General features: G+C 70.3%; 19 protein-coding genes. 14 read left to right on the top strand and 5 right to left on the bottom strand.

Translation table 11 applies throughout. From position 1 onward, the window contains the following. Positions 1–4: 4 nt before the first annotated feature. A complete protein-coding gene (locus AB0H82_RS18470; RefSeq protein ID WP_362993901.1) occupies positions 5–772 on the bottom strand; it encodes a response regulator transcription factor in 768 nt (255 codons plus the stop codon). A 237-nt stretch (positions 773–1,009) separates the two neighbouring features. Here AB0H82_RS18470 and AB0H82_RS18465 point away from each other — a divergent pair, with 237 nt between their 5' ends. The 7 genes from AB0H82_RS18465 to AB0H82_RS18435 all read left to right on the top strand — a co-directional run bounded on the left by AB0H82_RS18465 (position 1,010) and on the right by AB0H82_RS18435 (position 5,949). Beyond that, positions 1,010–1,876 carry an alpha/beta fold hydrolase gene (locus tag AB0H82_RS18465; RefSeq protein WP_362993899.1) on the top strand — a complete coding sequence of 289 codons (867 nt, stop codon included), beginning with the start codon at positions 1,010–1,012 and terminating at the stop codon, positions 1,874–1,876. A gap of 16 nt (positions 1,877–1,892) precedes the next feature. Next, entirely contained in the window at positions 1,893–2,147 is a 255-nt protein-coding gene (locus AB0H82_RS18460) for a MoaD/ThiS family protein (protein WP_362993897.1), read from the top strand. A gap of 5 nt (positions 2,148–2,152) precedes the next feature. After that, the gene (locus AB0H82_RS18455) at positions 2,153–3,478 is read left to right on the top strand and encodes a hypothetical protein (protein WP_362993895.1); all 1,326 of its coding nucleotides are present in this window, start codon (positions 2,153–2,155) and stop codon (positions 3,476–3,478) included. Between the two features lie 122 nt (positions 3,479–3,600). Then, the gene (locus AB0H82_RS18450) at positions 3,601–4,353 is read left to right on the top strand and encodes a DUF2993 domain-containing protein (protein WP_362993893.1); all 753 of its coding nucleotides are present in this window, start codon (positions 3,601–3,603) and stop codon (positions 4,351–4,353) included. Between the two features lie 193 nt (positions 4,354–4,546). Further along, positions 4,547–4,627, top strand: coding sequence for a putative leader peptide (locus tag AB0H82_RS18445; RefSeq protein ID WP_351007875.1), 81 nt, complete (start codon positions 4,547–4,549; stop codon positions 4,625–4,627). Positions 4,628–4,780: 153 nt separating this feature from the next. After that, positions 4,781–5,626 carry a sulfurtransferase gene (locus AB0H82_RS18440; protein ID WP_362993891.1) on the top strand — a complete coding sequence of 282 codons (846 nt, stop codon included), beginning with the start codon at positions 4,781–4,783 and terminating at the stop codon, positions 5,624–5,626. Between the two features lie 35 nt (positions 5,627–5,661). Next, positions 5,662–5,949, top strand: coding sequence for a DUF1416 domain-containing protein (locus AB0H82_RS18435; protein WP_062773190.1), 288 nt, complete (start codon positions 5,662–5,664; stop codon positions 5,947–5,949). 119 nt (positions 5,950–6,068) lie between these two features. Here AB0H82_RS18435 and AB0H82_RS18430 read toward each other — a convergent pair whose 3' ends face one another. Further along, complete coding sequence (locus tag AB0H82_RS18430) at positions 6,069–6,365, bottom strand: DUF3099 domain-containing protein (RefSeq protein WP_362993889.1); 297 nt, start codon at positions 6,363–6,365, stop codon at positions 6,069–6,071. A 256-nt stretch (positions 6,366–6,621) separates the two neighbouring features. Here AB0H82_RS18430 and AB0H82_RS18425 point away from each other — a divergent pair, with 256 nt between their 5' ends. Genes AB0H82_RS18425 through AB0H82_RS18415 form a run of 3 tightly spaced genes read left to right on the top strand, consistent with a single transcriptional unit; the run spans position 6,622 to position 8,650 of the window. Next, entirely contained in the window at positions 6,622–7,194 is a 573-nt protein-coding gene (locus tag AB0H82_RS18425; RefSeq protein ID WP_362993887.1) for an FABP family protein, read from the top strand. 15 nt (positions 7,195–7,209) lie between these two features. Beyond that, positions 7,210–7,650 carry a transcriptional repressor gene (locus AB0H82_RS18420; RefSeq protein ID WP_362993885.1) on the top strand — a complete coding sequence of 147 codons (441 nt, stop codon included), beginning with the start codon at positions 7,210–7,212 and terminating at the stop codon, positions 7,648–7,650. Positions 7,651–7,684: 34 nt separating this feature from the next. Continuing rightward, positions 7,685–8,650, top strand: coding sequence for a folate-binding protein (locus AB0H82_RS18415; RefSeq protein ID WP_362993883.1), 966 nt, complete (start codon positions 7,685–7,687; stop codon positions 8,648–8,650). A 31-nt stretch (positions 8,651–8,681) separates the two neighbouring features. Here AB0H82_RS18415 and dtd read toward each other — a convergent pair whose 3' ends face one another. Continuing rightward, a complete protein-coding gene (dtd, locus tag AB0H82_RS18410; RefSeq protein ID WP_362993881.1) occupies positions 8,682–9,119 on the bottom strand; it encodes a D-aminoacyl-tRNA deacylase in 438 nt (145 codons plus the stop codon). Positions 9,120–9,280: 161 nt separating this feature from the next. On the opposite strand from dtd, the gene AB0H82_RS18405 reads away from it, so the two are divergent. Next, entirely contained in the window at positions 9,281–9,889 is a 609-nt protein-coding gene (locus AB0H82_RS18405) for an ABC transporter substrate-binding protein (protein ID WP_362993879.1), read from the top strand. Between the two features lie 149 nt (positions 9,890–10,038). Here AB0H82_RS18405 and AB0H82_RS18400 read toward each other — a convergent pair whose 3' ends face one another. Then, positions 10,039–10,224 (bottom strand): hypothetical protein, encoded by a 186-nt coding sequence (locus AB0H82_RS18400; RefSeq protein ID WP_362993877.1) that lies wholly within the window; start codon positions 10,222–10,224, stop codon positions 10,039–10,041. A gap of 177 nt (positions 10,225–10,401) precedes the next feature. Here AB0H82_RS18400 and AB0H82_RS18395 point away from each other — a divergent pair, with 177 nt between their 5' ends. Next, positions 10,402–11,313, top strand: coding sequence for a GntR family transcriptional regulator (locus tag AB0H82_RS18395; protein ID WP_362993875.1), 912 nt, complete (start codon positions 10,402–10,404; stop codon positions 11,311–11,313). Here the strand turns inward: AB0H82_RS18395 and AB0H82_RS18390 are convergent. Then, positions 11,310–11,498 (bottom strand): hypothetical protein, encoded by a 189-nt coding sequence (locus tag AB0H82_RS18390; protein WP_362993873.1) that lies wholly within the window; start codon positions 11,496–11,498, stop codon positions 11,310–11,312. The genes AB0H82_RS18395 and AB0H82_RS18390 overlap by 4 nt on opposite strands. 136 nt (positions 11,499–11,634) lie before the next feature. On the opposite strand from AB0H82_RS18390, the gene AB0H82_RS18385 reads away from it, so the two are divergent. Beyond that, entirely contained in the window at positions 11,635–12,543 is a 909-nt protein-coding gene (locus AB0H82_RS18385) for a winged helix-turn-helix domain-containing protein (RefSeq protein ID WP_362994023.1), read from the top strand. A 63-nt stretch (positions 12,544–12,606) separates the two neighbouring features. Beyond that, a complete protein-coding gene (locus AB0H82_RS18380) occupies positions 12,607–13,311 on the top strand; it encodes an HAD family hydrolase (RefSeq protein ID WP_362993871.1) in 705 nt (234 codons plus the stop codon). Positions 13,312–13,363 lie beyond the last annotated feature (52 nt).

The following is a 13,363-nucleotide window of genomic DNA, read 5'->3' as shown; positions in this document are numbered from 1 at the left end:
GGAACTACCGCTGGGCAGGGCGTACGGCAGCTTCCTTCGGAGCTTCCTTCGGAGCGGCCTTCGCGGACTTCGCCTTCTCGGCCTCGGCCGCGCGTTCGACCTTCTCCGGGATGACGAAGCGGTAGCCGACATTGCGGACCGTGCCGATCAGCGACTCGTGCTCGACGCCGAGCTTCGCCCGCAGCCGCCGCACGTGCACGTCGACCGTCCGGGTGCCGCCGAAGTAGTCGTAGCCCCACACCTCCTGGAGCAGCTGGGCGCGCGTGAAGACCCGCCCCGGGTGCTGCGCCAGATACTTGAGCAGCTCGAACTCCTTGAAGGTCAGGTCCAGGACCCGGCCCTTCAGCTTCGCGCTGTACGTCGCCTCGTCCACGGAGAGATCGCCGTTGCGGATCTCCATGGGGGAGTCGTCGGAGGTGATCTGCTGGCGGCCCATCGCGAGCCGCAGCCGGGCCTCGACCTCGGCGGGGCCCGCCGTGTCGAGGAGTACGTCGTCGATGCCCCAGTCCGCGGTGACGGCCGCGAGGCCGCCCTCCGTCACGACGAGGACCAGCGGACAGCCGGGTCCCGTGGAGCGCAGGAGCTGGCAGAGGCTGCGCACCTGCGGAAGGTCGCGGCGCCCGTCGACGAGGATGACGTCGGCGCCGGGGGTGTCGACGAGAGCGGGCCCCTCCGCCGGGGCGACGCGCACATTGTGAAGGAGCAGGCCGAGAGCGGGGAGCACCTCCGTCGACGGCTGGAGGGCATTGGTCAGGAGCAGCAGAGAACTCACCGCCGACCACCTGCCCGGGTCGTCTGACTGTCGTGCACGTTTCGCTCGCCCATAACGTCGGTTCCTCCTCGGTCCCTGCGGAGGGGGTCCCCCCTGCTCCTTTGAGCTTGGGGGCGTTTACGGCACTGCTTCGTACTCAAATCTGCGCTTCTTCGGGGCCCGCGCCCGGGGCTCCGAAAGCACAAAAGGACCCGGGGGCTGCGTTGCCCGGATCCTCTGCCCAGCAGAATAGCCCACATGAGTTCCGGTCCGGCAGGTCAAACCACGCGATCTTCTGTGCCTCCGATCACGCGCGGTCGGCGTGGCGTTCAGCGGTACGCAACGCTGCGTACACAGGACGGCGTGGCCATCGAGGCCGCCCACGACCCCGGGCCCGACCCCGAGGGAGAGCTCGCGATCGTCGTCGCGCACGGCTTCACGGGCGATCTGTCGCGCCCGCACGTGCGCCGGATCGCGGGCGTGTTCGCCCAGCGTGCGGGCGTCGTCACCTTCTCCTTCCGGGGGCACGGCCGCTCCGGCGGGCACTCCACGGTCGGCGACCGCGAGGTGCTCGACCTGGCGGCCGCGGTCGAGTGGGCGCGGTCCCTCGGCTACGCGCACGTGGTGACCGTCGGCTTCTCGATGGGCGGCTCGGTCGTCCTGCGGCACGCCGCATCGCACAGGGGGCGCACGGAAGCGCGGACCGACGCGGTGGTCGCCGTAAGTGCTCCGGCCCGCTGGTTCTACCGGGGGACGGCGCCGATGCGGCGGCTCCACTGGGTGGTCACCCGGCCCGCGGGGCGGGCCGTCGGCCGCTTCGGGCTGCGGACGAGAATCCACCCGCACGAGTGGGACCCCGTCCCCCTTTCGCCGGTCGAGTCCGTCCCCCTCATCGCCCCGACGCCCCTGCTCGTCGTCCACGGCGACCGGGATCCGTACTTCCCGCTCGACCACCCGCGGATGCTCGCCGCGGCCGCCGCCGGCGGGGCCGAGCTGTGGCTGGAAGAAGGCATGGGGCACGCCGAGCACGCGGCGACGGACGGGCTCGTCGCACGGATCGCCTCCTGGGCCACGGCATCATGGACGTCGGCAACCGCCGAGGAGACATCGGCGACCGCCGACTGAAAGGAAGGGGAGCCGCATGGTGAACGGCACCATTCGTTACTGGGCCGCTGCCAAGGCGGCCGCGGGCGTCGCCGAGGAGCCGTACGCGGCGGTGACGCTCGCCGACGCGCTGGACGCGGCCCGCGAGCGGCATCCCGGTGAACTCGTCCGGGTCCTGCAGCGCTGCTCCTTCCTCGTCGACGGAGCCCCCGTCGGGACCCGCGGGCATGAGACCGTACGGCTGGCCGAGGGCGGCACGGTCGAGGTGCTCCCGCCGTTCGCAGGAGGATGAGCGCCATGTCCGAGCAGCCCAACGAGAGGTACACGGGGCACCAGGGATACGAGGGGTACGAGGGATACGAGCCGTATCCGCAGCAGTACCCCGAGCACCCCGGGCAGCAGCACCAGCAGCACCCGCAGCAGCCGTACCCGGAACAACAGCAGCACCAGCCGTATCCGGAGCAGCAGCAGTACTACGCGGAACCGCAGCAGCAGCAGCAGTACTACGCCGACCCTCAGCAGCAGCAGTACTACCCGGACCCCCAGCAGCAGTACGCGCAGCAGCCCCAGCAGTACTACGCCGATCCGCAGCAGCAGTACGGCCACGAGCAGCACACCCAGCAGTGGGAGGGTCAGACCTGGGAGACCCAGGTGCAGCCGCCGGTGGCCGCCGTGGACGTGACGGAGACGGCGTACCTGCCCGCCCAGGGCGCGAACGTCGCGGCTGCGGCGAACGCCGCGAACGCCTCGTACGGGCAGCCGCTGCCCCAGTCCTCGCCCTCGGCCGCGGCACGTGTCGAGGAGCCCGCCGCAGCCCCCGGCGGCGACCCCTCCTACGGCCCCGCCACCACCACCGGCAACCCCCGCGTCACCGACGCCCAGCGGGCCAGGGCCGAGGGCCGCTCGCCGATCATCGAGCCGGGCATGCAGCCCGCCGCGCTGACCGCCGTGCTCGGTCTGCTGCTCGCCGCGGGCGCCGCCGTCGGGCAGTACGCGCTGCTCGTGCCGCTGGTCCTGCTGCAGGCCGTGACCGCCGCCGGATGGTTCCGGCTCAACGGCATGTGGCCCGCGCGGCAGGGCATCGCGCTCGCCTTCCTCGGCGGTGTCGTCGCGGACGCCGTGCTGCTCGGCGTCGGCAAGGAGCACGGGCCCGCCGCCATTCTCGGCACCCTCGGCGTGTGGGTGCTGCTCGTGCTGGTGCTGCAGCTGCGCAGCCGGGCCGGTGCCGACGAGCGGATGTACGGGCTGATGGCCACCGTCGTCTCCGCCGCGCTCGCGATCGTCGCGGCCGGGCACCTCGCGGCCGCCTCCGACGCCGTGACCGTGGGCTGCATCGCCGTCGCCGTCGCGGTCCTCGCCCGAGCGCTGCCGCTGCCCACCCCCGTCTCCGTGGTCGTCGCCCTGCTCGCGGCCGCCGGTGCCGGGATCGCCCTCGGCGGTACCACCGACTACGGCGGCAAGGGCGCGCTGCTCGCCGTCGGCGCCGGGGTGTGCGCGCTGATCGGACACCGGGTCGCGAGCTACGACTACCCGTCCCGCTTCGTGCACATGACGGCGGGTGTCGCGCTGCCACTCGCGGCCGCCGCCCCGGCCGTCTACGTCCTCGGGCGTGCCATCGGCTGACCGCCCCGCCGATCGTCACAGCTGTTCGACAGGTCCCCGGCCGCGCTCTGCGGCCGGGGACCTGTCCTTTAGGCTCGCCGCAACGACAGTCGACGCGGGGGACAAGTGGGGGAACACCGGACATGAGCAAGCGAGCCGTACGCATACTTCTGATAGTCGTCGTGGTCCTCGGAGGTCTCTTCGTGGCCGCCGACCGGCTCGCCGTGAACTTCGCCGAGGGCGAGGCGGCGGAGAAGATGCGCACCAACGAGGGCCTGAGCGAGACGCCCGACGTCTCCATCAAGGGCTTCCCCTTCCTGACCCAGGTCGCCGGCGGGGAGCTCGACGACGTCGAGGTCGGCATCAAGAACTACGACGCCAGGTCCGGTTCCGACTCCATCCGGATCGCCGACCTCACCGCCCACATGAAGGGCGTGAAGTTCTCCGGCGACTACAGCTCGGCGACCGCCGCGACCGCCACGGGCACCGCGCACGTCTCGTACGACGAGCTCCTGAAGGCGAGCAGGTCCGAGCCCGTCGAGCTGCCGCTCGGCGCCACCGGCAAGGTGATCGGCCTCTCCGACGGCGGCAACGGCAAGATCAAGGTCGAGGTCGAGGTCAGCAAGGGCGGCGCGAAGCTGCCGAAGCCCGTCCACGTGCTCAGCTCGGCCCGCGTCGAGGGCGACACCATCAAGGTGCACGCCGACGAGATCCCGAAGAGCATCGACGTCCTCGGCGTCTCCATCCCGCTCCCCGAGGGCACGGCACGTGACGTCACCGACTTCGAGCAGAAGATCGACGACCTGCCGGCCGGCATCAAGCTGCAGAAGGTCGAGGCGGCACCGGACGGCGTGGACATGTCCGTGACCGGTTCCCAGGTGCGACTGGCGGGCTGACACGGTCCGCCGACGGGCTGACCACAGTACGAGACGCAGACGTCCGCCCGGCGGATGTGACAGGGCCGACACGGAGCCCGCGGCCCCACCGGGGCGGCCGCGGGCTTCAACGATTCCCGCATAGTGGACGATCGTGTCTCAGCATGCGGAGTGCCGGTGACACGGCAGCCCCTCCGTCCCTACGATCGGACCCATGCAACGACAGGCGGACCTCACGAAGCGGCGGGCAGTGGACCTGTGCCGCGTCGCCGCCATGCTCTGTCGCACCTTCTAGCGGGACTCCAACTCCCGTTTCTCCCGGCCCGTCGACGCTGTCGGCCAGGGCCACCCCGTGCCGTACGCCGCGCCTCCCCGCGCGCCCGTCGTCGTACGCGCACACCCCTCGCAGCACCGCCGCACCGCCGCAACTGCCCCGGAGGAGAAAAGCATGAGCCGCAGCGACGTCCTGGTAGACGCCGACTGGGTCGAGGCCCACATCGACGACCCGAAGGTCGTCATCGTCGAGGTCGACGAGGACACCTCCGCGTACGACAAGAACCACATCAAGAACGCGATCCGCATCGACTGGACCAAGGACCTCCAGGACCCGGTCCGCCGTGACTTCATCGACCAGGAGGGCTTCGAGAAGCTCCTCTCGGCGAAGGGCATCGCGAACGACTCCACCGTCGTCCTCTACGGCGGCAACAACAACTGGTTCGCGTCGTACGCCTTCTGGTACTTCAAGCTCTATGGCCACCAGGACGTGAAGCTCCTCGACGGCGGCCGCAAGAAGTGGGAGCTCGACTCCCGCGACCTGGTCGACGGCTCCGAGGTCCCGAACCGTCCCGCCACCGAATACAAGGCCAAGCCCCAGGACACCTCGATCCGCGCCTTCCGCGACGACGTCGTCAAGGCCATCGGCTCGCAGAACCTCGTCGACGTGCGCTCGCCCGACGAGTTCAGCGGCAAGCTGCTCGCCCCGGCCCACCTCCCGCAGGAGCAGTCGCAGCGCCCCGGCCACGTGCCGAGCGCCCGCAACATCCCGTGGTCGAAGAACGCCAACGACGACGGCACCTTCAAGTCCGACGACGAGCTCAAGGCCCTCTACGAGGACGAGCAGGTCGACCTCTCCAAGGACACGATCGCCTACTGCCGCATCGGTGAGCGTTCGGCCCTGACCTGGTTCGTCCTGCACGAGCTGCTCGGCCAGACCAACGTCAAGAACTACGACGGCTCCTGGACCGAGTACGGCTCGCTCGTCGGCGTGCCGATCGAGCTCGGCGCCAACAAGTAAGACCTCCCGACCTCTCTTCCCCCTCAGGAGTACCCATGTGTGGAGCAAAGGCCGGCGGCCCCGACGCTTCGACGATCAAGCCCGGTGAGACGACGATCCAGGGCCAGGTGACCCGCGACGGCGAGCCCGTCACCGGTTACGTGCGCCTGCTCGACTCGACCGGCGAGTTCACCGCCGAGGTCCCCACCTCGGCCACCGGACAGTTCCGCTTCTACGCCGCCGAGGGCACGTGGACCGTCCGGGCGCTGATCCCCGGCGGCACGGCGGACCGTACGGTCGTCGCCCGGACGGGCGGTCTCGCGGAGGTCGCGATCGCGGTCTGATCGCGGTCTGCATCACACCGCGCGGTCCGCACACCGCGCCGAGAACGGCTGAAGGGCCGCACCCCAGGGGGTTGGACGCCACTGGAACGGGGTGCGGCCCTTCGGCTGCCTCCGCCGGCTCAATGCCTGCGTCTGCCGTCCAGCTCGTCCCACCACTCGTCGGACTTCGAATCCCCGCTCGGGTCGTCCCTCCCCCAAGGACTTCGACAAGCTCCGTCCAGGGGGGACCCCCATCGCTCATCCGGCCCGCGCCGGTTCGCCGTCATCGCGGCCAGCGGCGGAATCACCATCGCCACGACGCACATCCCGACGGCCACGGGAATCGACCAGAGCCGCACGACACCCCAGGCCAGGACGAACAGACCGACACAGGTCCCCATCATGGCGAAGTACAGACGGCGCCTTCGCGCGTACATACACCCAGCGTACGTCGCGAGGGACCTCACAGAGAGGGACGGGCGCCGCCCGACTACAGTGGGACCGGCTCTGATACCTGCCCCAACCCGCTCACCGAGGAGCACCCCGTGCTTGAGGCCTTCTTCTCCGCCCTGCTGGTTCTCGTCTGCGTCGGCGTTCTCGCCTTCATGGGCCTGACCGTGAAGAAGCTGTACCAGGGCCAGCGCTGACCTCCCCGCCCCTCACCCCCACCTCCACAGATCGCCTGAGCTTCCCATGATCGAGATTCCGTCCGACCTGAACCCCGACCTCGTCCCCCTCGCCTTCCTCCTCGGCAACTGGGCCGGCGCGGGCGTCACCGACTTCCCCGGCGCCGAGAAGGCGAATTTCGGCCAGGAGGTCTCCTTCACGCACGACGGCCGGGACTTCATCGAGTACCACTCGTACACCTGGGTGCTCGACTCCGAGGGCAACAAGGTCAAGCCCCTGGAGACCGAGTCCGGGTTCTGGCGCATCGACAAGGACCGCAAGGTCGAGGTCGTCATGGTCCGCGACGACGGTGTCGTCGAGGTCTGGTACGGCGAGCTGGCCGACAAGAAGCCGCAGATCGACCTGGCCACCGACGCCGTCGCGCGCACCGCGGCCTCCGGCCCCTACACCGGTGGCAAGCGCCTCTACGGCTACGTGAAGGGCGACCTGATGTGGGTCGGCGAGAAGCAGACCCCCGAGGTGCCGCTGCGGCCCTACATGTCGGCCCAGCTGAAGAAGGTCGTCACCCCCGAAGAGGTCGCCGACATGGCGCGCAACCTCGGTGATCTGCCGGACGACGGCATCGCTTTCTTCAAGTAGACCTAGACTTCTGGTGTGACGAGTACCGACTCCGACTGGAAGAGCGACCTGCGTCAGCGCGGCTACCGGCTGACGCCGCAGCGTCAGCTTGTCCTCGAAGCCGTCGACACCCTCGAACACGCGACCCCCGACGACATCCTCTGCGAAGTGCGCAAGACGGCGTCGGGGGTCAACATTTCCACGGTCTACCGCACCCTGGAGCTCCTGGAGGAGCTGGGCCTGGTCAGCCACGCCCACCTCGGGCACGGCGCGCCGACGTACCACCTGGCGGACCGGCACCACCACATCCACCTCGTCTGCCGGGACTGCACGGACGTCATCGAGGCCGACACCGGGATCGCGGCGGAGTTCACCGCCAAGCTGCGGGACACCTTCGGCTTCGACACCGACCTGAAGCACTTCGCGATCTTCGGCCAGTGCGAGAAGTGCCGGAAGCCGGCGCCCGACCAGAAATAAAAACCGTCACCAGCGGGTCGTACTCTTTGTGAACATGAAGAGCCCCCTGTTGTCCCTGCCCGGCGCCGTCCCCGCCGAGGGCGTGGACGAAGGCGTCGCCGCCCACTACGGCGAACTGTTCCGTGAGCAGCGCGCCCTCGCCGACGGCACCGGTTTCGTCGACCTCTCGCACCGCGGGGTGGTCTCCGTGACCGGCTCCGACCGGCTGGCCTGGCTGCACCTGCTGATCACCCAGCACGTCAGCGAGCTGCCCGCGGGCCGGGCCACCGAAGCGCTGATCCTCTCCGCCAACGGCCACATCGAGCACCACCTCTCCCTCGTCGACGACGGCGAGACCACCTGGGCGCACGTCGAGCCGGGCACGCAGGACGCGCTCATCGCGTACCTGGAGAGCATGAAGTTCTTCTACCGCGTCGAAGTCGCCGACCGCACCGACGAGTTCGCCGTCGTCCACCTGCCCGCCGGCTCCATCGCCCCGGTCCCCGAGGGCGCCGTCGTCCGCGAGACCGCGTACGGCCGCGACCTGTTCGTGCCGCGCGCGGACCTGGAGACGTTCGCCGCCGCCCACGGCCCCGCGGCCGGCCTCCTCGCGTACGAAGCGCTGCGGGTGGAGGCCCACAGGCCGCGCCTCGGCTTCGAGACGGACCACCGCACCATCCCGCACGAGCTGGGCTGGATCGGCTCCGCGGTACACCTGCAGAAGGGCTGCTACCGCGGCCAGGAGACGGTCGCCCGCGTCCAGAACCTGGGCAAGCCGCCGCGCCGCCTCGTCTTCCTGCACCTGGACGGCAGCGAGGTGCACCTGCCGGCGGCGGGGACGCCGCTGCATCTCGCGAGCGAGGGCGCCGAGGGCCGCAAGCTGGGGTTCGTCACCACGGCCGTGCGCCATCACGAGCTCGGGCCGATCGCACTGGGCCTCATCAAGCGCAATGTGCCGCTCGACGCGGGGCTGGTCGCCGGTGACACGGCCGCCGCGCAGGAGGCCGTGGTCGAGCCGTAGGGGCCGTGGGGGCGCGTGGCGCGCCCCCAGGTCACATCTCCAGGAGCACCGTGAACGGGCCGTCGTTCGTCAGGCCCACCCGCATCTGCGCGCCGAAGCGGCCCGTCGCCACCGTCGCCCCCAGGGCGCGCAGCCGCGACACCACCTCGTCGACGAGGGGCTCGGCCACGTCGCCGGGGGCCGCCGCGTTCCACGTGGGGCGGCGGCCCTTACGCGCGTCTCCGTAGAGCGTGAACTGGCTGATGACCAGGAGCGGGGCGCCGGTGTCGCTGCACGACCGCTCGTCGGACAGGATGCGCAGCGACCAGAGCTTCCGGGCGAGCCGGTCCGCCTTCTCCTCGGTGTCGTCGTGCGTGACGCCCACCAGGACGCAGAGGCCCTCGCCGCTGATCTCGCCCACCGTCTCGGGGCCGTTCTCGCCCGCCACGACGACGCTCGCGCCGTCGACCCGCTGCACCACTGCTCGCATACGGCCATCATGCCGTGCCGGGCGGGGCGCCCGGGACGGACCCCCGATCCCCCCATCTGGGGCCGATTCCGGGCACTCGCTCACATAGCGGCCACTCGGGGTGGCACGATGCTCACACGCGGTGCACCGCGTCGACCGGTCGAGGGGACGGGTAGAGGCAGATGAGCACACCAAGTACCGGGCAGTCGCCCGGCCGCATCTCCCTGCGGCGTACGGAGGTTCCGCGGCCGCCCACGCAGCGCACCGGCGGCCGGCTGCTGACCGAAGGGGCCGGGCGCGACCTCGGCGGGCTGTGCCTGCCGGAGCTCCGCGAACTGCGCAGGGCGGCCCAGCGGGACGAGGCCGACCTCAGCTATGTGCGGCGGCTCCTCCAGGGGCGCATCGACATCCTGCGGGCGGAGATCGCGCGCCGCGGGGAGCCGCACGCGCAGGCGCCCGAGCCGGAGGCGACGGTCATGGACCGGCTCGCGGAGATCCTCAGGGACGCCCCGGCCCGCCACCGCTCCTCCGCCCGGCACGTCACGCTCGGCACGCCGCACGGCGAGGAGTACCGCCTCCTGGCCACGGAGATGCTCGCGGAGGTCGAGCTCTCCGACCTGGCGGCGCGCACGGACGACGAACTGCACACGGCCATGGGCCGCCTCGTGCGGTACGAACAGCAGGTGTCCCGGCGCCGACAGCGGCTGCAGCGGACGACGGACGAGTGCAGCGCGGAGATCGCGCGGCGGTACCGGGTGGGGGAGGCGCAGGTCGACGACTTGCTGTCGTGAGGTGCGCTCATGTCGCGGGCATGTCTGAGCCCCGGCCCGTCCGTAGCGGTGGACCGGGGCTCAGCCCTTGACGGCTGACCGGACTCCCGGCTCCCCTCCGGATGGGAGCCCGGCCTGCCGGGTCTGTGCGGCGCCTCAGAGCCTGTCCTTCAGCCCGACTGGGCGAGGAGCAGGACGAGGAGTCCGGCCCCGACGCCGCTGAGCTTCACGTTCTTCGCCTTGATGCCGATGGTCAGCAGGACGAAGGCGACGATGCCGAGCGGCCCGTACTTCCACTGGATGAGCTGCTCGAAACCGATGGCGAGGGCGGCGACGACGAGGGCGATGAGCGGCATGACGTTCCCTCCTTCGGGATCGGGGCGGCGAACCCCGCTGAGCTGGTGGCCAACCCCGGGAGGGTCTGACCATGTCGCCGAAGTTGGCTACCAACTTCAACTGACTTATCTCCGCTGGGAGTCGACTCATAACCACCTTTCCTGCAACTCCCCTAAGATGGCGCGAAGTTGTACTGTTTGGTTGTGAGCACCGAACCTGCCTCCGTCAATGGGCGCAAGCGATCGCAGCGGTCCCACCGCGAGGTCGCCGACGTGCTGCGCGACCGGATCAGGTCCGGGGCGCTGCGGCCGGGACAGCGCATGCCGACCCAGGCCGAGCTGGCCGACGAGTTCGGCGTGGAGCGCGGTGCGGTGCGGGAGGCGCTGCGCGTCCTGCACCGTGAGCATCTGCTGTCCAACGTGTCCAAGGGGAGCCCCGCCACGGTCGCGGAGGCCTCCGAGCGCGCCCCGGCCGGACCGGGCGAGACGCGCCCGCAGCCCACGATGGTCGGCCTGGCCCCGCGCATCGCGGCCGCCTTCGACGTGCCGCACGTGGAGATAGACGCGCTCTGTCTCACGTCCATCTCGCTCACCATGGCCATCGGCGAGCCGCTGCGGCAGATCCACGCCGGACAGCTGAAACCGGCCAAGGTCGACGTCCGGGTGCTGCTGCCGAGCCGCGACATCGACCTCGCCTTCCCCGCCCCGGTCGACGGCAGCGACCACGAGGGCAACCAGGTCCACCGGCGCTGGCTCGACCAGCGCAACGCGCAGGGGCAGGTGCTGCGCCACAACCTCCTGGCGCTGCGGTCCTCGCACGGCATCGACGTGTCGGTGCAGTTCCGCGCGCTGCCGTTCACGCCGCCGGTGAAGCTGTACCTGATCAACGGCTCGGAGGCGCTCTTCGCCTACTACACGCTCGCCAAGCGGGACGAGGAGATCGGCCAGGAGTCCCTGGAGATGTACGACGCGCAGGGCACGCAGTCCATGCTCTTCCCGTTCAAGGAGGGGGACGGCCTGCGGGACACGACGTTCGTGGAGCAGTCCCATCTCTGGTTCAACGCCCTGTGGAACACGATCAGTCAGGACCTGCACCTGGCGGCGCCCTAGCTCGCCGGACCCGTCACCAGGAGGGCGAGGACGACGGCGCCGATGGAGCTGCACGTGGGGTTCCGGGCCTTGACGCCGATGGTGAGCAGGAGGAGGCCGACGATGCCCATCGGGCCGTACTTCCACTGCACGAGCTGCTCGACGGTGACGGCGACCACGGCTGCGAGGAGGGCAATGGCTGGCATGGTGGTTCCTCCTTCTGCCATCTTGGGCGAGTTGGCAACCAACTCTGCTTAGGTTGTCCCCACTTGGCGTAAGTCCATAAACAACTTCTCATCAACTCCCCTACAACTCCCCAGAGATGGCGGTCAGTTGTATCGTCTGGTCGTGACCCAGGAGAACGTTGCAGTGAACGGCAGCAGAAGACTCACACCCCAGGACATCGCCGACACCCTCCGCGACCGCATCCGGGCGGGCGAACTCAAAGCGGGAGAACGCCTGCCGACCCAGGCCGAACTGGCCGGCGAGTTCGGCGTCGAACGCGGCACCGTGCGCCAGGCGATGAAACTGCTCCAGGGCGAGGGCCTGCTGTCCAACGTCAGCAAGGGAAGCCCCCCGAGAGTGGCGGACGCGGGCCCGGCCCCCGCGAGCAGGGAACCCCAGCCGTCGATGGTCGCGTTGGCGCCGCGCCTCGCGGAAGCGTTCGCGCGGCCCCGCGTCCGGGTGGACGTCGTCTCCTACACCGCCGAGACCCTGATGGTCGCTCTCGGCGAGCCGCTCCGCCTCATCCACGAGGGCCGCATCCGGCCGAAGTCGATCGACGTACGCATCCTGCTGCCGAGCAGCGACATCGAGCTGGCCTTCCCGGTACCCATAGACACCGACGCGGAGAACCGGCAGCGGCTGCACCGGCGCTGGCTCGCCCAGCGCAACGCCCAGGGCCAGGTGCTGCGCCACAACCTCCGCGCCCTGCGCTCCTCGCACGGCATCGACGTCCGGGTGACGTTCCGCGCGCTGCCCTTCACCCCACCGGTCAAGATCTATCTGCTGAACGGCGCCGAGGCGCTGTTCGCCTTCTACTCGCCCCACCAGCAGTCGCTGGAGCTGGACGCGGTCGACGGCGGCGGGAGCGAGGTGGTGGACCTCTACGACGTCGGGGGTGTCAAGGCGCCCGTCTTCTCCTTCGAGAACGCCATGCCGGCCTCGCGTGACGCGATGTTCGTCGAAGAGTCGCAGAAGTGGTTCGACGCACTCTGGGCAACCATCACGTCGGACCTGACACTCTCTTAGGTGACTCCTGACTCGACGCAACCTGACGCGACCTGGTCCGAGACGGTCGATGAAGAGACCGACATGCTCCGCATCCTGACCGGCCCTGTCCGCTTCGTGCTCTTCGACTTCGACGGGCCCATCTGCCGCCTCTTCGCCGGCCACTCGGCCGAGCGGGTGGCGAAGGACCTGGTCCGGTGGCTGGAGGGGCGGGGGCTGCACGGGCTCCTCACCGACGAGGAGCGGAAACTGGCCGATCCCTACGTCGTCCTGCGTGCCGTGGACCGGCGGCACCCCAGGAGCGACCTGGTCGACGAGCTGGAGGAGTGGCTGACCCGGCAGGAGCTGAGCGCCGTGGCGTCCGCCTGGCCCACCGCGTATGCCGACAGGCTGATCCGGACCTGGTCGTCGGTCGGTGCCCGGCTGGCCGTCACGACGAACAACGCCCCGGGGGCGGTGGAGAGTTACCTCGAAACGCGCGGGCTCCTCGGCTGCTTCGCCCCCCACATCTACGGCCGCACCCAGGACCTCCGGCTGCTCAAGCCCGATCCGCACTGCGTGAACCGCGCCCTGAGCGCGATGGGGGCGGACCCGGCCGCCACCCTCATGATCGGCGACGCGCCGTCGGACTACGTGGCGGCACTGCGGGCGGGCGTGCGCTTCCTCGGCTTCGCACGCAACGAACGCAAGGCGGGGCTGCTGCGCGGGGCCGGCGCGGAACACCTGGTCGGATCCCTCGAACTGCTCTCCAAAGTCGTCTACGGCATGGGTGGCACGAAGGCGCAGTAAAGCGGCGGGCTCGCAAACGGACGCCACGCCGATGTCCACTATGTGGCAACTG

Origin of the sequence: Streptomyces sp. NPDC050732 (assembly GCF_040654255.1) — a bacterium.
In the GTDB taxonomy this organism is placed as follows: domain Bacteria; phylum Actinomycetota; class Actinomycetes; order Streptomycetales; family Streptomycetaceae; genus Streptomyces.
This window is presented reverse-complemented; position numbering and strand designations above follow the sequence as displayed.

Bases quoted from the DNA above. Each gene is read 5' to 3' on its own strand.
- AB0H82_RS18465 (WP_362993899.1), top strand. From the start codon at position 1,010: ATGAGTTCCGGTCCGGCAGGTCAAACCACGCGATCTTCTGTGCCTCCG.
- AB0H82_RS18460 (WP_362993897.1), top strand. From the start codon at position 1,893: ATGGTGAACGGCACCATTCGTTACTGGGCCGCTGCCAAGGCGGCCGCG.
- AB0H82_RS18455 (WP_362993895.1), top strand. From the start codon at position 2,153: ATGTCCGAGCAGCCCAACGAGAGGTACACGGGGCACCAGGGATACGAG.
- AB0H82_RS18450 (WP_362993893.1), top strand. From the start codon at position 3,601: ATGAGCAAGCGAGCCGTACGCATACTTCTGATAGTCGTCGTGGTCCTC.
- AB0H82_RS18445 (WP_351007875.1), top strand. From the start codon at position 4,547: ATGCAACGACAGGCGGACCTCACGAAGCGGCGGGCAGTGGACCTGTGC.
- AB0H82_RS18440 (WP_362993891.1), top strand. From the start codon at position 4,781: ATGAGCCGCAGCGACGTCCTGGTAGACGCCGACTGGGTCGAGGCCCAC.
- AB0H82_RS18435 (WP_062773190.1), top strand. From the start codon at position 5,662: ATGTGTGGAGCAAAGGCCGGCGGCCCCGACGCTTCGACGATCAAGCCC.
- AB0H82_RS18430 (WP_362993889.1), bottom strand. From the start codon at position 6,365: ATGTACGCGCGAAGGCGCCGTCTGTACTTCGCCATGATGGGGACCTGT.
- AB0H82_RS18425 (WP_362993887.1), top strand. From the start codon at position 6,622: ATGATCGAGATTCCGTCCGACCTGAACCCCGACCTCGTCCCCCTCGCC.
- AB0H82_RS18415 (WP_362993883.1), top strand. From the start codon at position 7,685: ATGAAGAGCCCCCTGTTGTCCCTGCCCGGCGCCGTCCCCGCCGAGGGC.
- dtd (WP_362993881.1), bottom strand. From the start codon at position 9,119: ATGCGAGCAGTGGTGCAGCGGGTCGACGGCGCGAGCGTCGTCGTGGCG.
- AB0H82_RS18405 (WP_362993879.1), top strand. From the start codon at position 9,281: ATGAGCACACCAAGTACCGGGCAGTCGCCCGGCCGCATCTCCCTGCGG.
- AB0H82_RS18400 (WP_362993877.1), bottom strand. From the start codon at position 10,224: ATGCCGCTCATCGCCCTCGTCGTCGCCGCCCTCGCCATCGGTTTCGAG.
- AB0H82_RS18390 (WP_362993873.1), bottom strand. From the start codon at position 11,498: ATGCCAGCCATTGCCCTCCTCGCAGCCGTGGTCGCCGTCACCGTCGAG.
- AB0H82_RS18380 (WP_362993871.1), top strand. From the start codon at position 12,607: ATGCTCCGCATCCTGACCGGCCCTGTCCGCTTCGTGCTCTTCGACTTC.